Origin of the sequence: Phytohabitans flavus (assembly GCF_011764545.1) — a bacterium.
Taxonomy (GTDB): domain Bacteria; phylum Actinomycetota; class Actinomycetes; order Mycobacteriales; family Micromonosporaceae; genus Phytohabitans; species Phytohabitans flavus.
Window position 1 is genome coordinate 3,650,616 of sequence record NZ_AP022870.1, and the last position, 16,736, is coordinate 3,667,351.

The 16,736-nt window shown below is 70.7% G+C and carries 14 protein-coding genes; 6 read left to right on the top strand and 8 right to left on the bottom strand.

Annotated features, from left to right (window positions below; translation table 11 throughout):
* The first annotated feature begins 93 nt into the window (after positions 1-93).
* Genes Pflav_RS15870 through Pflav_RS15885 form a run of 4 tightly spaced genes read left to right on the top strand, consistent with a single transcriptional unit; the run spans position 94 to position 4,121 of the window.
* Complete coding sequence (locus tag Pflav_RS15870; RefSeq protein ID WP_173036863.1) at positions 94-417, top strand: hypothetical protein; 324 nt, start codon at positions 94-96, stop codon at positions 415-417.
* On the top strand, positions 414-854 hold the full coding sequence (locus tag Pflav_RS15875; protein ID WP_173036864.1) for a dynamin family protein: 441 nt from the start codon (positions 414-416) through the stop codon (positions 852-854). The genes Pflav_RS15870 and Pflav_RS15875 overlap by 4 nt, the downstream gene beginning before the upstream one ends.
* Positions 851-2,257, top strand: coding sequence for a hypothetical protein (locus Pflav_RS15880; RefSeq protein WP_173036865.1), 1,407 nt, complete (start codon positions 851-853; stop codon positions 2,255-2,257). Before Pflav_RS15875 ends, Pflav_RS15880 begins: the two co-directional genes overlap by 4 nt.
* Positions 2,241-4,121, top strand: a complete 1,881-nt coding sequence (locus tag Pflav_RS15885) for a dynamin family protein (RefSeq protein ID WP_173036866.1) — start codon at positions 2,241-2,243, stop codon at positions 4,119-4,121. Before Pflav_RS15880 ends, Pflav_RS15885 begins: the two co-directional genes overlap by 17 nt.
* A gap of 8 nt (positions 4,122-4,129) precedes the next feature.
* On the opposite strand, the gene Pflav_RS15890 is transcribed toward Pflav_RS15885, so the two are convergent.
* On the bottom strand, positions 4,130-6,547 hold the full coding sequence (locus Pflav_RS15890; protein ID WP_173036867.1) for an Hsp70 family protein: 2,418 nt from the start codon (positions 6,545-6,547) through the stop codon (positions 4,130-4,132).
* A 284-nt stretch (positions 6,548-6,831) separates the two neighbouring features.
* Here Pflav_RS15890 and Pflav_RS15895 point away from each other — a divergent pair, with 284 nt between their 5' ends.
* Both Pflav_RS15895 and Pflav_RS15900 read left to right on the top strand, forming a co-directional pair.
* A complete protein-coding gene (locus Pflav_RS15895; RefSeq protein ID WP_173036868.1) occupies positions 6,832-8,181 on the top strand; it encodes a condensation domain-containing protein in 1,350 nt (449 codons plus the stop codon).
* A 136-nt stretch (positions 8,182-8,317) separates the two neighbouring features.
* Positions 8,318-8,563, top strand: a complete 246-nt coding sequence (locus Pflav_RS15900; RefSeq protein ID WP_173036869.1) for a hypothetical protein — start codon at positions 8,318-8,320, stop codon at positions 8,561-8,563.
* A 584-nt stretch (positions 8,564-9,147) separates the two neighbouring features.
* On the opposite strand, the gene Pflav_RS15905 is transcribed toward Pflav_RS15900, so the two are convergent.
* The 7 genes from Pflav_RS15905 to Pflav_RS15935 form a co-directional block, all read right to left on the bottom strand.
* On the bottom strand, positions 9,148-10,149 hold the full coding sequence (locus Pflav_RS15905; RefSeq protein ID WP_173036870.1) for a LacI family DNA-binding transcriptional regulator: 1,002 nt from the start codon (positions 10,147-10,149) through the stop codon (positions 9,148-9,150).
* 32 nt (positions 10,150-10,181) lie between these two features.
* Positions 10,182-11,534 carry an amidohydrolase family protein gene (locus Pflav_RS15910; protein ID WP_173036871.1) on the bottom strand — a complete coding sequence of 451 codons (1,353 nt, stop codon included), beginning with the start codon at positions 11,532-11,534 and terminating at the stop codon, positions 10,182-10,184.
* A 39-nt stretch (positions 11,535-11,573) separates the two neighbouring features.
* A complete protein-coding gene (locus Pflav_RS15915; RefSeq protein ID WP_173036872.1) occupies positions 11,574-12,683 on the bottom strand; it encodes an NAD(P)/FAD-dependent oxidoreductase in 1,110 nt (369 codons plus the stop codon).
* A 48-nt stretch (positions 12,684-12,731) separates the two neighbouring features.
* Positions 12,732-13,895 (bottom strand): ABC transporter ATP-binding protein, encoded by a 1,164-nt coding sequence (locus Pflav_RS15920; RefSeq protein ID WP_173036873.1) that lies wholly within the window; start codon positions 13,893-13,895, stop codon positions 12,732-12,734.
* The gene (locus Pflav_RS15925) at positions 13,892-14,674 is read right to left on the bottom strand and encodes an ABC transporter permease (protein WP_173036874.1); all 783 of its coding nucleotides are present in this window, start codon (positions 14,672-14,674) and stop codon (positions 13,892-13,894) included. The genes Pflav_RS15920 and Pflav_RS15925 overlap by 4 nt, the downstream gene beginning before the upstream one ends.
* A gap of 20 nt (positions 14,675-14,694) precedes the next feature.
* Complete coding sequence (locus tag Pflav_RS15930) at positions 14,695-15,492, bottom strand: ABC transporter permease (RefSeq protein ID WP_173036875.1); 798 nt, start codon at positions 15,490-15,492, stop codon at positions 14,695-14,697.
* A gap of 110 nt (positions 15,493-15,602) precedes the next feature.
* The gene (locus Pflav_RS15935) at positions 15,603-16,661 is read right to left on the bottom strand and encodes an extracellular solute-binding protein (RefSeq protein WP_232071473.1); all 1,059 of its coding nucleotides are present in this window, start codon (positions 16,659-16,661) and stop codon (positions 15,603-15,605) included.
* Positions 16,662-16,736: the final 75 nt, after the last annotated feature.

The window sequence follows — 16,736 nt, forward strand, 5'->3', positions numbered from 1 at the left end:
CATGGCGCGGTCGGTTGAGCACACAGTGTGGCGACAGTGATGTCCGAGCGGGATTCCGGTATGCACGATGGTCCATTTGGGAGCGACGTTCCGGTGGACAGTCCGGACGCCCGGGCGGCCTTCGCGGGACTCTTGTTCGACTCCGTTCCGGCTTTGGCCCCGGCGGAGCGGGCCGAGATGTTCCGGCACACGTTCGACCCGGCGACCCCCGATCCACCGGCCGGCCTCCTGATCGGTGACGACGTGCTCGCGGGGACGGACCCCTTCGACGGCGACGGGATCTTCGACGACGTTGCGGTACCCGAGGTGAATGAGCACCTGCCGTGGTCCGATGTGGACTCCTCTGTGGACGACGGGTTCGACGACCCGGGCTTCGACGACGACTTCGGCAACCCATTCCCCGGAGACTCCCTGTGACCGGCGCCCTCGACCCGGCGGCGACGCTGCGCCGGCTCTGCGCGGACGCGGCCAGCCGGATCGGCGACCGTGGCCTGCGCGAGCGGCTCCGCGAAATTAGGGAGCAGCTGGGCCAGCCGCTTCAGGTGGCGGTCGCCGGCGCGGTCAGCGGCGGAAAGTCCACATTGGTCAACGCGCTGCTGGAGCGTTCGGTGGCGCCGGCCGACGCGGGCGAGTGCACGCGGGTCGTCACGTCGTACGAGTACGGCGACGAGGACGGCGAGGTGGCGATCGAGCTTGTCGACGGCCGGGTCCGCCACAGCCGGCTGGACCCGGACGGGCGGATGCCGGCGCGGCTCGGCGTACCTGTCGAGCGGGTCGCCAGGATCCGGGTGACGCTGCGCTGCCCCGCGCTGCGGCGGCTGACCGTCGTCGACACCCCGGCGTCAACACGGTGACGGTCGCCAACGAGGAGGCCGCCCGCCGCATGCTCTTCGGCACCGGCGCGGGCGACCACGCGCAGGCGCTGGTGTACGTCCTGCGGTACGTCCAGCGCTTCGACGCCAGCACGCTGGCCGACTTCCGTACCCTCTCCGCCGCCTGCGGGATGACCGGGGTGAACACGCTGGCGGTGCTGAGCCAGGTCGACCGCCGCGGCGACGAGGAGGACCCGTGGCCGTCGGCTCGGCGGCTCGCCGCGCGGGCGTACGAGCAGCTGCGCACATCCGTGTTCGACGTGGTGCCGGTGGTGGGCCTGCTGGCCGAGGCGGCCCGGGCGGAGGTCCTCGGCGCGGCGGAGCTGGACGGCCTGCGCGCCCTCGCCGCGCTCGACGAGTGGGACCTCGACGACCTGCTGCTGGACGTCGAGCAGTTCGCGACCGCGCCGGACTACCCCGTACCGGTGCGGGTCCGGCGAAGCCTTGTCGCGCGGCTGCACAGGTACGGCATCCGGGTGGCGACGTCGGCGCTCCGCGAGCGTGACCTCGACCTCGACGGGCTGCGCGGCGTCCTGCTGGCGGCATCGGGCTTCGCCGGGCGGGACGGGGCGGGCAGCGTCGCCTCCGGCATCTCCCACTTCACCCACCGGGCCGAGCAGCTCAAGGCGCTGGCGGCCATCAACCGGCTACGCGGCCTCGTCCGCGCTCCGGCGAGCGAGGCGGACCGGCCGGTGCTGGCCGCGCTCGCCGCGACCCTCGACGACGGGCAGCCGATCAGCGGCAGCCTCGCCGGGCTCCGGGTGGTCGCGGCCGTCGACGCGGTCGGGCGCGGTCAGCTCACATTGGACGAACAGATGCTCGGCGAGCTGCTGCGCCTGGCCCGCAACGACGATCCCGCGGCCCAACTCGGCCTCGAGCCCGGTGCGCCGGCCGGGGCCGCCGCCGCTGCCGCCGGGGAGGCGACGATCCGGTGGCGCCAGCTGGCGGTCACCGCCGGCACCGCCGTGGCCGGGCAGCGGGCACGGGACGTGCTGGGCGTCTTCGAGGGCCTGGCGACCGGCCGCCCCGCGAGCACAGTGCCAGCGGCGCGGACGCCGGCGGTCAAGCCGCGGTCGGCGCTGCCCGTCACCGGCGACGTACGGCGGCTGCTCGACTCGCCCGTGGTGCCCGCCGCCGACCAGGTCGCGTTGCGAGCCCTGCTGACCGGGGTCGACCTGGCCGGCCAGGTCGGCGCCCCGCCCGATGCCGAGCCCGGCGCGGTGGCGCGGGCCGCCGCGGCGCACGTCGCCCGGTTCCGCGCCCTGCTGCACCGCCCGCTGCCGGCGGCCGACCGCCGCGCGGTGACCGCGGTGTGTGACGTGTACGAGGCGATCTGGTCCGCCGCAGACTCCTGGGAGGAAACCGCCGATGTCCACCGCGGTTGAGGCACCGTCGATCGTGCAGCGCGTGCTCGGCCACGCCAACGACGTGCACGCGCTCGCCAAGCGGTACGGGCGGGACGACCTCGCCGCCGTACTCGCCGCCGAGGCCGGGCGGTGGACCGAGGCGACCGCCACGATCGTCGTCGCCGGCGCGCAGAAGCGGGGCAAGAGCCGGCTCGTCAACGCCGTCGTGGAGCGGCCCGACCTGGTACCGGTCGATGTGGACATCGCCACCCACACGTACCTGTCGATGCGGCGCGGGCCGTCGCTGACCGCCACGGTCCAGCGGCGCGAGGGCGGCGAGGTGGTGTCGCTGCCGGTCGAGCCGGACGAGATCGCCGACTACGCGTCCGCGGCGGGCGACCCGACCCGCATGCGCGACGTCGTGGGCGTCGAGATCACAGTGGACCATCCGGTGCTCGACGGCGTACGGCTCGTCGACACCCCTGGCGTGGACAGCCTCACCCTGGGGCACCGGCACACCACCGTCGCCATGCTCCGCGAGGCGGACGCGCTGCTGTTCGTGCTGAGCGCGCAGGACCAGCCGGTGCTCCGCCACGAGCTGGAGTTCCTGGCCGAGGCGGCGCAGGGCATCCGGGCCATCGCCTTCGTACTGACCAAAGTGGAGGACTCCTCCTCGTGGCAGGGGCTGCTGGAGGAGAACAAGCGCCGGCTCGCCGCGTTCGCCGCCGGCCTGCCCGACGGGGCCGGCGAGCGGCTGCTCAACGCGCCGTGGATACCGGTCAGCGCGAAGCTCGCCGACGCGTCCTCGGCGCGGCGGGCGGCCGGGGCGACCGCACGGGCCGACGAGCTGTGGACCCGCAGCGGCATGGAAAGGCTCGTCGGGTACCTCCGCGCGTGCGCCGCCGGGCGGGAGCTCGCGCGGTGCGGCCGGGTGCTGTCCGGCACCGTCTCGGTCCTGCGCGCGCTCGCGGTGGCGCAGGAGGACCGGCGGGCGGCCGCGAGCCAGGACGCCGAGACGGTCAAGGCCAAGCTCGCCGAGGTCGAGGCCACCCTCCAGGAGGTGTCGCAACGGGCGCGCGAACGGCACCGCCTCGCGGTCGACAACCAGTTCCTCGGCCGGGAGGTCGCCACCCTGGTGCGCCAGCGGCTGGACGAGGCGCGCCGCCCGTACGACGCGGCGGTCGCCGAGCTCACCACACCCACCAAAGTGGACCGTTTCCTCGCCGAGCTGCCCGACAGCGTGGAACGCTCGCTGGAGGCGGTGTGGTCGACGCTCACCGCCGAGGTCCAGGACCGGGTGACGGCGGTGCTGACCGACTTCCTCGCCGCCATGGGGCTCGACCCGATCGACATCGACCTGGCCAAGCTTCAGATGCCGCCGGCGGTACGGGCCCGGCTCGACCTCGGCACGGCGCCCACGAACGCGCGGTTCGACATGCTGCGCGAAGGCGTGCCAGGCCTCGCGATCGCGGCCAGCCTCACCAGCCTGCTGCTGCCATTGACCGGGCCGTTCGCGTTCGTGGTCGGTCCCGCCGTGGCACTCGGCGTCACCCACCGCCGGCACCAGTGGGAACGGGCCGGGCGCAGCCAGAACGGCGTGCGGCGGGCGCTGGCCGAGGCGTTCGCCGGTGGTGGTGCCGAGATGACGATGACGCTGGAGCGGGCCATCGCCCGGTGGCGCGGCGAGGCGGAGCAGGCGGTCGACGCCGCGCTCGCCGCGCAGCGCCGCGAGCAGGAGCGCCGCCGCACCGAGCTCGTCGCCCTCTCGGCTCGGGACGAGGCCGCGCGGAAGGAGGCGGTGCGGGTCGCGGGCGAACGGCTGGCCGCGCTCGCCCGGCACACCGCGCGCGCCGAGGCGCTCTCCACCGAGGTCGGCGCGGAGGTCGACCGGCTGGCGGGCTGAGCCCGGACTCAGACCGGGAGGTGCACCAGCCGGGTGGCCTGCTGCCGGCCCTCGCCCGGCCGGGTCTCGAGCGCGTGCAGGCACAGCAGCCCCGACGGGATCCTCGCCACCGGCTCCAGCCAACCCGGCGCGGAGCGCAGCTCGCGGGTGCCGTCCGGGGTGACGTGCAGGATCCGGGTCCGCCCGTTCTCGCCGGACACCGCGACCCAGAGCGTGTCACCGTCGACGACGACGCAGGGCCGCTCGTTCACGTACGTCGACGTGAGGTGCCCGAGCAGCACTGTGCGCGGCTCGTGGAGCAGCGGCCGCAGCGCACCGTTCTCCAGGACGGCGATCCACACGCCTCGGGAGGGCACGACCTGCTCGACGCCGATCGCGTAGATCCGCTGCCCGGCCGCGAACCAGCGCATCGCGCCGGCGCGGGGCCGGGCGGTGAGCAGCTCGCCGTTGCCCTCCAGCGCGCCGACCTCCAGCCCGGTGGCCGTGGCGACGTACCACCGTCCGGCGTGGTGCACGGCCTGGTAAAGCCAGTTGGACTCGCGGCGGTTCGAGTGGCGCACGTCCGAGCCGGGCCGGACGGTACAGATCACCTGCCACGGCCGTACGTTCTGGTGCCGGCCACTGCCGCTGAGGCCGCCGGGCCGGCTGCTCGACGCGCCGAGCGGGGCCTTGCTGCTGTACTGCCCCAGCACCACCACGCAGCCCTCCTTGCCGACCGACATCATCGGCATGGACCCGGTCGGGCTGTCCTGGTCGAGCAGGCGGCGCACGGCGTTGTTCTCGTTGACGTACCAGTGGGCCGAGTCGCCCAGCGACACCGGAGGCGCATCCTGCGCGAACACGCTCGTCAGGTTGGTCTCGATGACCGACAGCGCGCCGGTCTCGCCCCACGGCAGCCCCATGTTGTTGCCGACCGGGGCTGGCTGGCGCGGTGTGACGAACGCCCAGCCGGTCGGGCCGTCGGCGACCAGCACCGGCGGGCGCCCGCTGATGACCGGCCGGGTCGAGCGGATGACCAGCTCCGGGCTCAGCGTGTGCAGGTAGGTGGTGGGGCCGGCGCGGTCGGCGACCAGCAGCCCGTCGGGCGAGACCGCCCAGCGGAGCACCATGGTCAGCATCAGCTGCCGGTCCGGCACGCCGCGCTCGGGGTCGATGCGCTGGAGCGTGCTTCCCTCGCCGGGGCGGGCCGCGCACCAGGCGTAGACCTCGCCGCCGGCGCCGCGGGCCTCCAGCACACCCTCCAGCCGCACGTCGAGGCGGTCGGGGTCGGGTAGCGGCGGCACGGCGGGGGCCTTGGCGACGAAGCCGGTATCGCCGCCGCTCGGGCCCGCTTTCGCGGTGGCGGCCGGCGGGGCGTGGGTGGCGGCCAGCCGGGCCGCGCCGAGTGCGACCACGATCTTCGGGTCGCCCCACGTGCGGACGAGGTCGCCGTGGCGGGCGCGCAACGTCTGCTGTACCAGCGGGATGCGGCTCGCGCCGCCGGTGAGGAAGATGCCGGTCAGCCCGGAGCCCATGCCGTTGGCCTGCCGGATCGTCTCGTCGAGCGTGTCGGCCGTACGCAGGACGTCGTTGCCGATCAGGTTTTCGAACTCGGCGCGGCTGATCTCGACGTCGACGTCGGCGCCCGACACGTACTGGCTTGCCGTGTCGTACTCCGAGAGGGTCTCCTTGGCGGCCCGGGCCTCGGTGAGCAGGTCGGCCGCCGCGGCCAGCCAGCGCCGCTCCGGGTTGCTGGTCACCTGCGCCCACCACTCGGGTACCCGCTCGGCGAGCTGGGCGCCGAAGTGCGCGTACACCCGCTCGTCGAACGCCTCTCCCCCGATCTCGTCGTCGCCACCGGGACGCCCGACGACCGTGAACAGCTCGCCCTCGGACGCCAGCACCGCGCTGTCGAACGTGCCGCCGCCGAGGTCGTAGACGGCGACCCGGCCGTCCCGGCCAAGGCTGTGGCTCCCGGCGTAGTGGACGGCGGCCGCGACCGGCTCGGTGACCAGCCGCACCTCCGCGCGCGGCACGACCATCTCGGCGGCCGCGCGCAGGATGGCCTGCCGCTGCTCGTCCCAGGCGACCGGGTGGGTCAGCACGACCGAGGCGGGGTAGGCGCCGTCGAAGCGGGCGCGCCCCTCGGCGACGAAGAGCTCGAGCAGCGCGGCCATCGCCTCCCGCGCCTCGACCGGTGTGCCGCCGAGCAGCATCGGGCCACGACCGACGTACCGCTTCGGGTTTCGCTCGGCCCGCTCCGGTGAGCGGCCGGTCAACCGCTGCGCCAGACCGCCGGCGACCAGGCGGCCGCTGTCGTCGAGGAGCACTGTGGACGGTATCCGCCGCTCGCGGCCCACCTCGAGCACCTCGACGCCGTCGCCGACCGCGAAAGCGGCGGCGGAAAAGCTGGTACCGAGGTCGGCTCCGAGGCTCCAGTCCGGCATGGAACCCGATGCTACGGGCGCGACATCCGGTACAGATCACGCTAAGGGCGGAGAGCGGTCGGCCGAACGAACAGAGTGGCGTACCGGTTCCGGACCGTCACGGATGACGCCAGGGCAACGGAAAGCCATGGTCACTGTCGTTATTGCGACAACATCGTGTGAGTGTCCACCGTGGACGGTATGACGGCCCGCCGCACTCCGGTACCATCAGGAAGGTTTCCTTTCTATTTCAGTTCTTCGCCGGTCAAATCCCGCTGATGTCGTCGGAGCAGGGAGGCTGCCCAGTGATCACGGTCGCTGATCAGGTTGTCGTGGGGTTCAGCGGGGACGGCGCCGGTGCCGGCGAGCTGTCCTGGGGGCAGATGGACATCTGGCAGGCGATGGTCCGCCAGAAGTCCTGGTTGCCCAATGGCGTGTGGATCCCGCTGCCGGCCGGTACCACGGTCGAGGAGCTCGCGGACCGCCTGCGGTACGTGATGAGCCGGTACCCCGCCGCCCGGACGCGGCTCGCGTTCGAGCCGGACGGTGCTCCGAGGCAGGTGGTGGCCGCCTCGGGCGAGATCGCGCTGGAGGTGGTCGACGCCGGCGACGCCGATCCGGAGCAGGTCGCCGACGAGCTGCGCTTGAGGTACCAGCACGCCCCGTACGACTTCACCGCCGACTGGCCGATCCGGATGGGCGCCGTCCGCACGCACGACGTGCTCACCCACCTCGTCATGGTGATGTGCCACCTGGTGGCGGACGGCTTGGGCGCCCGGGTGCTCTTCGATGAGCTCGACGTGCGGTCGACGGCGGCGGTGCCCGCCGCGCAGCCGCTGGAGCAGGCACGCTGGCAGTCCTCACCGGCCGGCCAGCGGCAGAATACGTCGGCGCTGCGGCACTGGGAGGGCGTTCTGCGCACGATGCCGCTACGCCAGTTCCCCGAGTCGAGAGACAGGCGCCAGCCACGGCACTGGCGCGGCGAGTTCGTCTCGTACGCGCTGGGTCCCGCGCTCGACGCGGTCCGCGCCCGCACCGGGGCCGCCGCGGCACCGGCGCTGCTGGGCCTATTCGCGGTCGCGCTGGCCAGGGTCACCGGCATCAACCCGGTGGCAGTGCGGCCGATGGTGCACAACCGGTTCCGGCCGGGGCTGGACCGGGTGGTGTGCATGCTCGCGCAGTACGGCGTGTGCCTGCTCGACGTCGCGGGCATCTCGCTCGCCGAGGCGGTCGACCGGGCCCAGCGGACATCCCTGACCAGCTACAAGAACGCGTACTACAACCCGGTGGAGCTGGACGACCTGGTGCGCCGGGTGGTGGCGGAGCGCGGCGGCGAGCTGGAGCTGCCCTGCTACTTCAACGACCGCACGATGCTCGCGCAGCCGGACGCGTCGGCACCGGCACCGGCGGTGCCACAGTTGCGAGACGCGGTGGCGCGCGGCACGTTCCGCTGGACGACCCGCCAGGACATACCCTTCGAGCCACTGATCGTCCACGTGGACGACGTCCCCGGTGCGATACAGGCGACGATGTTCATGGACACCCACGTGATCTCGCCCGCGGACGGCGAGGCACTGCTACGCGGCTGGGAGGCGGCAGCGGTCCAGGCCGCACTGGACCCAGCCGCACCCACGGCGCCACCACCGACCGCCTGACCCCCCACCCAGGCCCTTCGGAGTCAGCGCGGCCTCGGTGTCTTGTCGCGGATAAAGATCCAAATCCAAGGAGATTGAGCTACCGCGATGTCCGCGGTGGTCCAGACCGTCGCTCCCGCGGCCTCACCCTCCGCAGTTGGCAAAGCTCACCCCCCGGAGGTCGTGGTCGGCCGACCACGACCTCCGCCGCCCGGTCCGCGCACCCACCTCTACCCTCGTCCGACAGGCCGAGGGCGAGGTCGCGGACCTCGGCCTGCGCCAGCTCTTCCTGACCGGCGGCCGCATCCAGGTGTCGATCTGGAAGAGGAACCCCTGGGGGTCGGGCTTGGACCGCGGACCTGGCAACGGAAGTCGGCGATCTCGGCGTACGGTCCGCGACTGACACGGACCGGGAATACCCAACTCAAGGTCGGGATCAGTCGAGGGCCGGAGGCCCGAGATTCGCGTTGACGGGGATCGACCCTCCGCGCAAGGACGGCCGATCAAGGCCGATGACCGTCGATTTCCTTGATCGACGTAAGCAAAAAAGTGTCGCGCTGCGATTGTGGCGAGAAATTACCCCTGGAGGGGCAATTTCTCGCCACGGACGACCAGAGCACCCACCGATCAAGGCCACCTGCGTCCACCATTGTGAGATCTTTCAGGGTCGGGGTCACATTCGATTTTTGAGACGCGACGGATCTTGGTATCCAACTGCCCCTCCAGGGGCAAATAGATACCACGATCTGCCAGACGGCGGCCCGTCGTAGCGTCGATCAAAGCAAATCGAGCGCCCTTTGGGCGCGTGCCTGCCTTTGGACAGACCCCGCGCCCACCGCCGAGCCAGGTCAAGGCTGGCCGGAACGCGGACCGGCAGTGTAGGTCGCGGTCGGCCGACCACGACCCGGGGGTCAGCTTGCCCAACAGCGAAGGGTGAGGCCGCGGGAGCGACGGTCCGGACCACCGCGGACATCGCGGTAGCTCAAATCATTTTTTCTCGCCGCATGAGGTGCGGGCGACCAGGGCCGGCTCGAAGACGAGTTCGACCGAGTCGCTGGGGGTGTCTACGACGAGTTCGGCTGCGCGGCGGCCCATCTCGTAGGAGGGCTGGTCGATTACCGTGATCCCGAGCATGGCCGCCCAGGGAAAGTCGTCCATCGTCAGGAACGCGATGTCGTCCGGGATGGCGATGCCGCGGGCGGCGAGTGCCGAGTACGCGGCGACCGTCAACCGGCCGGTGGTGCAGACGATCGCGTCCAACGGCTTTCCGCGGGCGTGGCCGGCGGCGAGGAGCGCACCTACGGCCCGGTCCACCTCGCTGTCGTTTTCCGCCGCGATCACCGCGTCCTCGGGCAGCGACAGGCCGAGGTCGGCCAGCCCGCGCCGCAGACCTTCCGTGCGCTCGATCTGGGATGGGCGCCCACCGGAGCTGACGACGCCGACCGCCGACCGCTCGCACGCGGCCAGGTGTGTGGCCATCAGCCGGCCCGCCTCGACGTTGTTCAGGCTGATCGAGTGCAGACCGGGTGGTGGGTCCGGCACTGTGCGCGCGACGATGACGCAGGTCGTGCCGCGCTCGGCCATCCGGCGAGTGAGTTTGTCGGAGCCTTCGCCGGTCGTCACGATCAGGCCGCGCACCCTCTGTTCGTCCATCGCGCGTACCTGGGCCAGGTCACGGTCGACGTGGCGGAACGTGTTGGCGAACATGACGAGGCTGTCGTTCGCCGCCGCGACCTCGTCGATGCCCCGCATGAGGTCCAGGTAGAACGGGCTGTTCAGATCGCGGATGACCACTCCGATCGTGCTGGAGCGTCCGGCGAAGATGCTCCTGGTGAGCGCGTTGGGGGTGTATTCGAGCCGGGTGACGGCCTCCCACACCCTCGTGGCTGTCGCCTCCGCGACGGTGCCGCCGTTGATGACCCGGGAAACCGTGGCCGTGGACACGCCAGCCTCCGCGGCGACATCGCCGATGGTTACTCGCCTTCCCATGTTTCCCAGACTCCTCTCCTACCTAATGCCGGTCAGCCGGTGACGCGTCGACCGTCGCGGACCACGATCTCGCCGCCGATCATGACGATGCCCACCCGGGTCAGCTCCGCGGGGTCGGTCACCATCAGGTCGGCGATCGCGCCGGGAACGATACGGCCACGCCGGGGCGCCAGGCCCGGGATCGCATCCGCGACGTTGGCGGTGGCCATGGCGACCGCCTCGGAAAGACCCACCACGCCCGCCTTGGTGGAACGGTCGACCGCCAGCAGGATCGGGTCGTGGTGGCCGCCCGCGTAATCGGTCGAAATGGTATCCACCACTCCCGCGGCGAACATGGCGTAGAGCAGGTCCGGACTGGGCGTGAGCCGCTGGGCGCCGAATGTGTCCAGAGTGGAGACGTCCACTATCGCCCCCATTTCCTTGAGTCGCTCGGCGTGCTCGACGGCCTCGCGCAGTTCGAAGCTCGAATGGTTGGAATGCCCCGCGATCAATCTAACGTCGGTCGTGGCGATCGAGGCGACCTGGGTCATCGACGCCGCCGCGTTGTGCACCAGCACCGGTACGCCCTGCTTTCGGGCTTGGTCAGCCGCCTCGGTGAGCCCGCGCAATGCGATGTCGAAGGCCGGCAGCACGATACCCGAGACGATCTCCCGGACGTCCTCCACCGACAGTTTGCCGATCAGCTCCGCGGCCGCCAGGGCCTCCTCGACCGCGTCCCCGTCGAACGCCGATGCCGAGATGTGCCGACCCAGCACGGCGACCTTCAGCTGGTTCGCCTGGCGGGGAGTGATCGTCACCCCCGTACGCCGGCGAACCTCGGCCGGGATGTACATGTAGCTCGCCCCGCCGCCGCCGAGGGTGTGTCCCGCCCCGATCTCGCCGAGCGCGACCGCGCCGGCGGCAACCGCCTGTCCCGCGCTGAAGCGGCGGTTCGCTTCGGTGAGACCACCGCCGTCGGCGACAGTGGCCGCCTCCAGGCAGGCCGGAGTGTTGCACGAAGCGAGCCGGATGTTGACCGGGTGTGCCTCGTCGGTGCTCGCGAGCTCCTCGGCGGTGACGAAGCCGTCCACGCAGAGAACCGTCGTCGTCCCTTCGAGGAGGTGGCGGTCGAGGTTGGCTCGGACCTGTTCGTGCGTCAGTCGCTCGTGGCCGCTCGGAAACAGTGGCCCGTACGCGGTGCCGTGGGTGTGGTTGTTGATCAGGCCGGGCAGCACCAGCATCCCGGCGCTGTCGACGATCTCGTCCACCGCCTCGTAGGTCGCCGCCGGCCGCGAGGGAACGATCTCGCGGACGCTGTCGCCTCCGATGACGATGTCGACCCCGCGCCGCTGATCCGTACCCTGGCCGTCGATCAGGTCGCAGGCATGCAGGACGGTTGTGCCCACAGTCTCTTCCTCCCTCTCGCCCTTTCGTTTTGCACAGGGTCAGAAACGCTCGAACCGGAACGGCGCCAGCGCGGCGTCCCGGTCCTCGCCGAGCACCTCCGCGGCGACCAGGTCGCCCGCGTGCACGCTCAAGGTCGCGCCGCTGTGCGAAACGGCGAAGTGGAAGTTGGGCAGGTCGACCGCTCGACCCAGCACCGGGAGGCCGTCGCCGGGGATGGGGCGTTCACCGACCCGGACGCTCTCCACGGTCACCGCCCGCATCCCCGGGTACAACGCCCGGCCCGCCTCGATCACCTTGTCGACCGCGGCCTGTTCGACGCTGATCTCGCCGCTGTCGTCGAGATGCGCCGCACTGTCGATCTCGTGGGTGTGCAGCAGGAGCCGGCCGCCGCCGTCCGGACGCAAATGGACACCGGGTGCGTGGATGACGCGGGACACCGAGACAGCTGCCGGCGACGTGTAGATGAGCACGCCCCGGGTGTTGCGCATCGGCAGCACCAGCCCGGCCAGGTCGGTGATCCGGTCGGCCCGCGGCCCCGCGCAGTTGACGACCGCATCCGCGGCGATCCTGCGCCCCGAGGCGAGCCGGACGGCGCGGACCAGGCGGTCGGTCACCTCCAGCTCGGTGACGGCGTCGTCCCGCACGAGTTCGGCGCCACCGCGCACCGAGGTGGAAAGCAGGTGGCCGATCAGCCGGGTCGGCTCGATCCAGCCCTCCTGCGGGAAGTAGGCGATCTCCTCGTCAGGCAGCTCGGCGGGGTTCATGTCCGGTTCGAGAGACAGCGCCTCCGCCCGGGTGAGCCAGCGCGCCTCGTATCCGTAGTCGAGGACGCCCTCGACCTTCTTCCGCAGTCTCGCGCGCCCGGCCTCGTCGTCGGCCCACTCCAGGTTGCCGCCCTCGTGGTACCAGTCGCTGTGCGGTACCTGCGCCGCCAGCGCCCGGTGTGCCGCCATGCTCGCGACGCTCAGGTCGTGGTACGGCCGGGGCTGCTTTCCGCAGGAGTTCGTCCAGGAGAACGTCGCACCCGAGGTGCCGCCGGCCGGCGCCGCGGCGTCGACGACGGTGACGCGGGCGCCTCGGCGCGTCAGCGAGGCGGTGACCGCCGCGCCATAGACGCCGGCGCCGATGACGACTACGTGCTCAACCATGTTGATCTGAATTCCGTTTCTCTCGGTGGACAGTTGGCGGGCAGTGGCTCAGTTCGGCAGTGCCCGGGCGACTCCCGGCGGGATCACGACGGATGCCGCGTCGCCAGGGGACGGAAGGCCACGGCCGCCCGGGTCGGGTACGGCCACGCGCAGCCGCAGCGCGTCCGTGACCCGCACCACCACAGTCGCGACACTGCCCTCGTTGATGACCTCGGTCACCTGGCCGTCGATCGTCAGGCCGGCCGGGACAGTCGGGTCGGTGGAGGTGGTGGCGAGGCGGAGCGCCTCCGGTCGCAGCAGGATCTGGACCGGCGCCCCGGATTCGGGCCGCGCCGTCCCCACCAGCCGCGCCGGCAGCATGTGCGCACCAGGCAGCCGTACGGTGCACTCACCCGCCTCGGGGCCGGATCCCGTACACGTGCCGGTGATCAGATTGGACTGGCCCACGAACCCGGCCACGAACGAGTTCGCCGGGTCGTGGTAGATCTCGTCCGGTGAGCCGAGCTGCTCGATGCGGCCTTCACGCATCACGGCGATCCGGTCGCTCATCACCAGCGCCTCGGTCTGGTCGTGCGTGACGAAGATCGACGTGATACCGAGTTCGCGTTGCAGGTGCTTGATCTCCAAGCGGAGCTGTTCGCGCAGCTTCAGGTCCAAGTTGGACAGTGGCTCGTCGAAGAGCAGGACCTTCGGCCGCACGACGATCGCCCTCGCCAAGGCGACGCGCTGCTGCTGACCCCCGGAGAGCTGACCGGGCCGGTGCCCCTCGCGACCGACCAGGCCGACCCGCTCCAGGGCGTCCGCGACAAGCACCCGGATCTCCGCCGGACGGCGCTTGCGCATCCTGAGCCCGTAGCCCACGTTCTGCCCGACGGTCAGATGCGGAAAGAGCGCGTACTGCTGGAAGACCATCGCGGTATCGCGCCGGTCCGGCGGCTGGCGGCTGACGTCCTGCCCGTCGAGCAGGATCTGCCCCTGGTTGGGGGTGAGGAATCCAGCGATCATGTTCAGCGTCGTCGTCTTGCCACAACCCGACGGGCCCAGCAGGGTCAGAAACTCGCCCGGACGGACGTCGAGGTCCAGATCGTCGACTGCCACCGAGGTGCCGAACTGCTTGCGGATGCCCCGCAGTACGACACCGAAGCCGCCGGAGGTCCTCGCCCCGGACGCGCGAGCCGCCGGTTCGGCGCTGGTTCTCATGTGTGCGGTCATTTGGATTCTCCGTGGATGAAATCGGTCAGGCGCGCGAACCGGGAGGCCACCCCCGCGATCACGCAGATGCCGACGACGCTGGTCACCGCCACACAAGCCAGGGTGGGGGAATACTCGTACTCCATGTATTGGAGCAGCCGAATGGGTAGGGTGCTCGAATCGCGGGCGGTCAGGAAAAGGGATAGCTCGACATTGTTGAACGACACGATGAAGGCGAACAGCGCTCCGGCGAACATCCCGGACCGCATCAGCGGCAGCGTCACCGTGCGGAAGGCCCACCAGGCCGAGGCACCGAGGTCTCGGGCGGCCCGTTCCCAGACCGGGTTGATACCGAGCAGGCTGACCCCGACCGTCCGCAGTACGAAAGGGATTCCGATCAGCACGTGAGTCGCCACGAGCAATGTCGGGCCGATCAGCCGCCGCGCGTCGAGCATCGATACGAGTTGGACTACGGAGAGGCTGATCACTATTTCGGGCAGCAACAGCGGAGCGGCGAGAAACGCCTCGAAGGCTCTCCTGCCCCGACCGGTCCCCCTGGCCAGCGTGTAGGCCGCGGCCGAGCCGAACAACAGCGCACACGCCGCGGATGCCAGTGCCACCTGCGCCGACAGGGCCATCGGAAGCAACCACTCGCGGGTCAACGCCGCACCCCACCAGCGCAGCGACAGGCCACTGGGCGGGAAAGCCGGGTAGGTGTCGGGCTGGATCGACGTCCAGCCCACCATGAGCATCGGCACGGCGATAAAACCGAGGGTCAGGACAAGCAGCGTGGTACGCACGGCACGAAGCACCCGGCTGTTCATCCGACCCCCGCCTGGGACCGGCGACCGGCCAGCAGTAGCGCGGAAACGGTCACCGCGCCGATCACGAGAATGACCACGGAGATCGCGGCCGCCTGGCCCCACTCGAGGCTGACCACCATCCGGTCGCGCACCAGCGTGGCGAGGGTCTGCACCCGGCCACCGCCGAGCACTGCGGCCGACGCGTAGGCGCCGAGACTTATCGCGAAGGTCAGGGTGAACCCGGCGATCAGGCCCGGACGGATCAGCGGCAGGGTGATCCGGAAGAACGTCGTGACCGGACCGGCGCCCAGGTCACGGGAGGCCAGCTCCAGGCTGGGGTCGACGCTTTGCAGGCTCGACATGGCGGTGAACACCGCGTAGGGCAGCAGGACGTGTACGAGACCGAGGATCACCGCGAACCGGGAACCGACAAGAGGTAACGGCGAGTCGATCAGCCCGGCCGTGAGCAGGACCTTGTTGACCAGGCCGTCGTCCTGGAGCAGGACCAGCCAGCCGTAGGTCCGGACGACGACGCTGGAGACGAGTGGCGAGATGACGATGAGCAGGACGAGCGTCCGTAGCCGGGACCTCGACCGGACCAGGAAATGCGCAACGAGCAGTCCGGCCGTCATGCATGCTCCCCCGACGGTCGCCGACATCCAGACCGTGTCCCAGAGGACGGACCGGAAGTAGCTGTTGCGAAACAGGTCGGCGTAGTTGGCGCCGGTGAGCGGGCCGGTGAGCTCCGCGCCGTCGTAGGTGAGGACGCTGCTGGCCAGGAGGATCGCCGTCGGGATTGCGAAGGTCGCCAGCACCCAGACCGTCGCGGGCAGGGCGAGCCACGGAAACGAGGACCGTGGAGCCTGCGTGGTGGCTGGCGCGGTTCGCGCGGGTTTTCGGGTCGGCGGACGAGCCACGGACACCGTCACCGGACGGCCTCCGCCCACTGTTGTCCCCACGTGGTCCGGTTCTTCATGACCTTCGCCGCGTCGGCGATCTTGGTCTTTTCGAGCTGCTCCGGCGTCGTGATGTGCTTGGCGGCGAAATCAGCCGGGAAGTTTAGGCCGGTGATCGCTGGCCCTACGTTGTACGCCAAAGCCCAACGCTGCTGGACCTCCGCGGAGAGCCAGTAGTCGACGAATTTGTAGGCGGCCTCCTTGTGGGCAGCGCCGGCCGGAATTCCCAGTGCGCCCAGCAGTGCGTAAGTGCCTTCCTTGGGGACCGTGTAGTCGTATTCCGTGGTCTGTGCGTAGATCGCCGCTCGGCCGTCGAAGTAGGGAAACGCGGTCGCGGTCCCCTTCTGCATGAACGGCACCGCTTCAGCCGAAGCCTGCGGCGTGGCCAACGCATGTTCCGCCAGCTCGGCTATCCGCGAGAAACCCGGTGCCGTATCGTCGATCCCACCGCCGTCGAGTTCCGCGGCGTTGAGCATCGCGTAGACGCCCAGGACATTCGCCGGATTGAAGACCAACGTGCCGGACCGGTAGGCCGGCTCCCACATGACGTTCCAGCTGGTCGGCGGCTGCGGAAATGCATTCTTGTGGTACATCAGCACGACCTGCTGGACTTCCTGGATGGCCCCCGCTCCGTACGTGTGGTCGCGCAGCTTCTGGGGCATCTTCGCCAGCTCCGGCACCTGCTCCGGCGTCACTTCGGCCAGGAGCTTGTCGATGCTGCCCTGGTAGAGCTCCAGACTCGTCATGACCGCGACGTCGAAGCCCGGGTTGCCCTTGGACGCCCGGATGGCCGCGTACTGCTCCGATGCGGACCCACCGGCGGTGTACTGGATCTGGATGCCGGTCTTCTCCGTGAACGGCTTCGCGATGGTCTCCTCGAACAGTTCCTGGTACTCGGCGCCGTAGCCCTCGACCAAGAGGACATCGCCCGCACCGTCGCCGGTGCTCGTCGACGTACAGGCGGTGACGGCGATGGCAAGAAGTCCGAACATGAGCACGACGGGGAGTGGCTTCCTCATGTTGATCATCCTTTGAGGGGCGATGATGTAACTAGTTTCACGTAACTAGTTGCACACCTAAGCACGTGCCGCCCAGCACAGTCA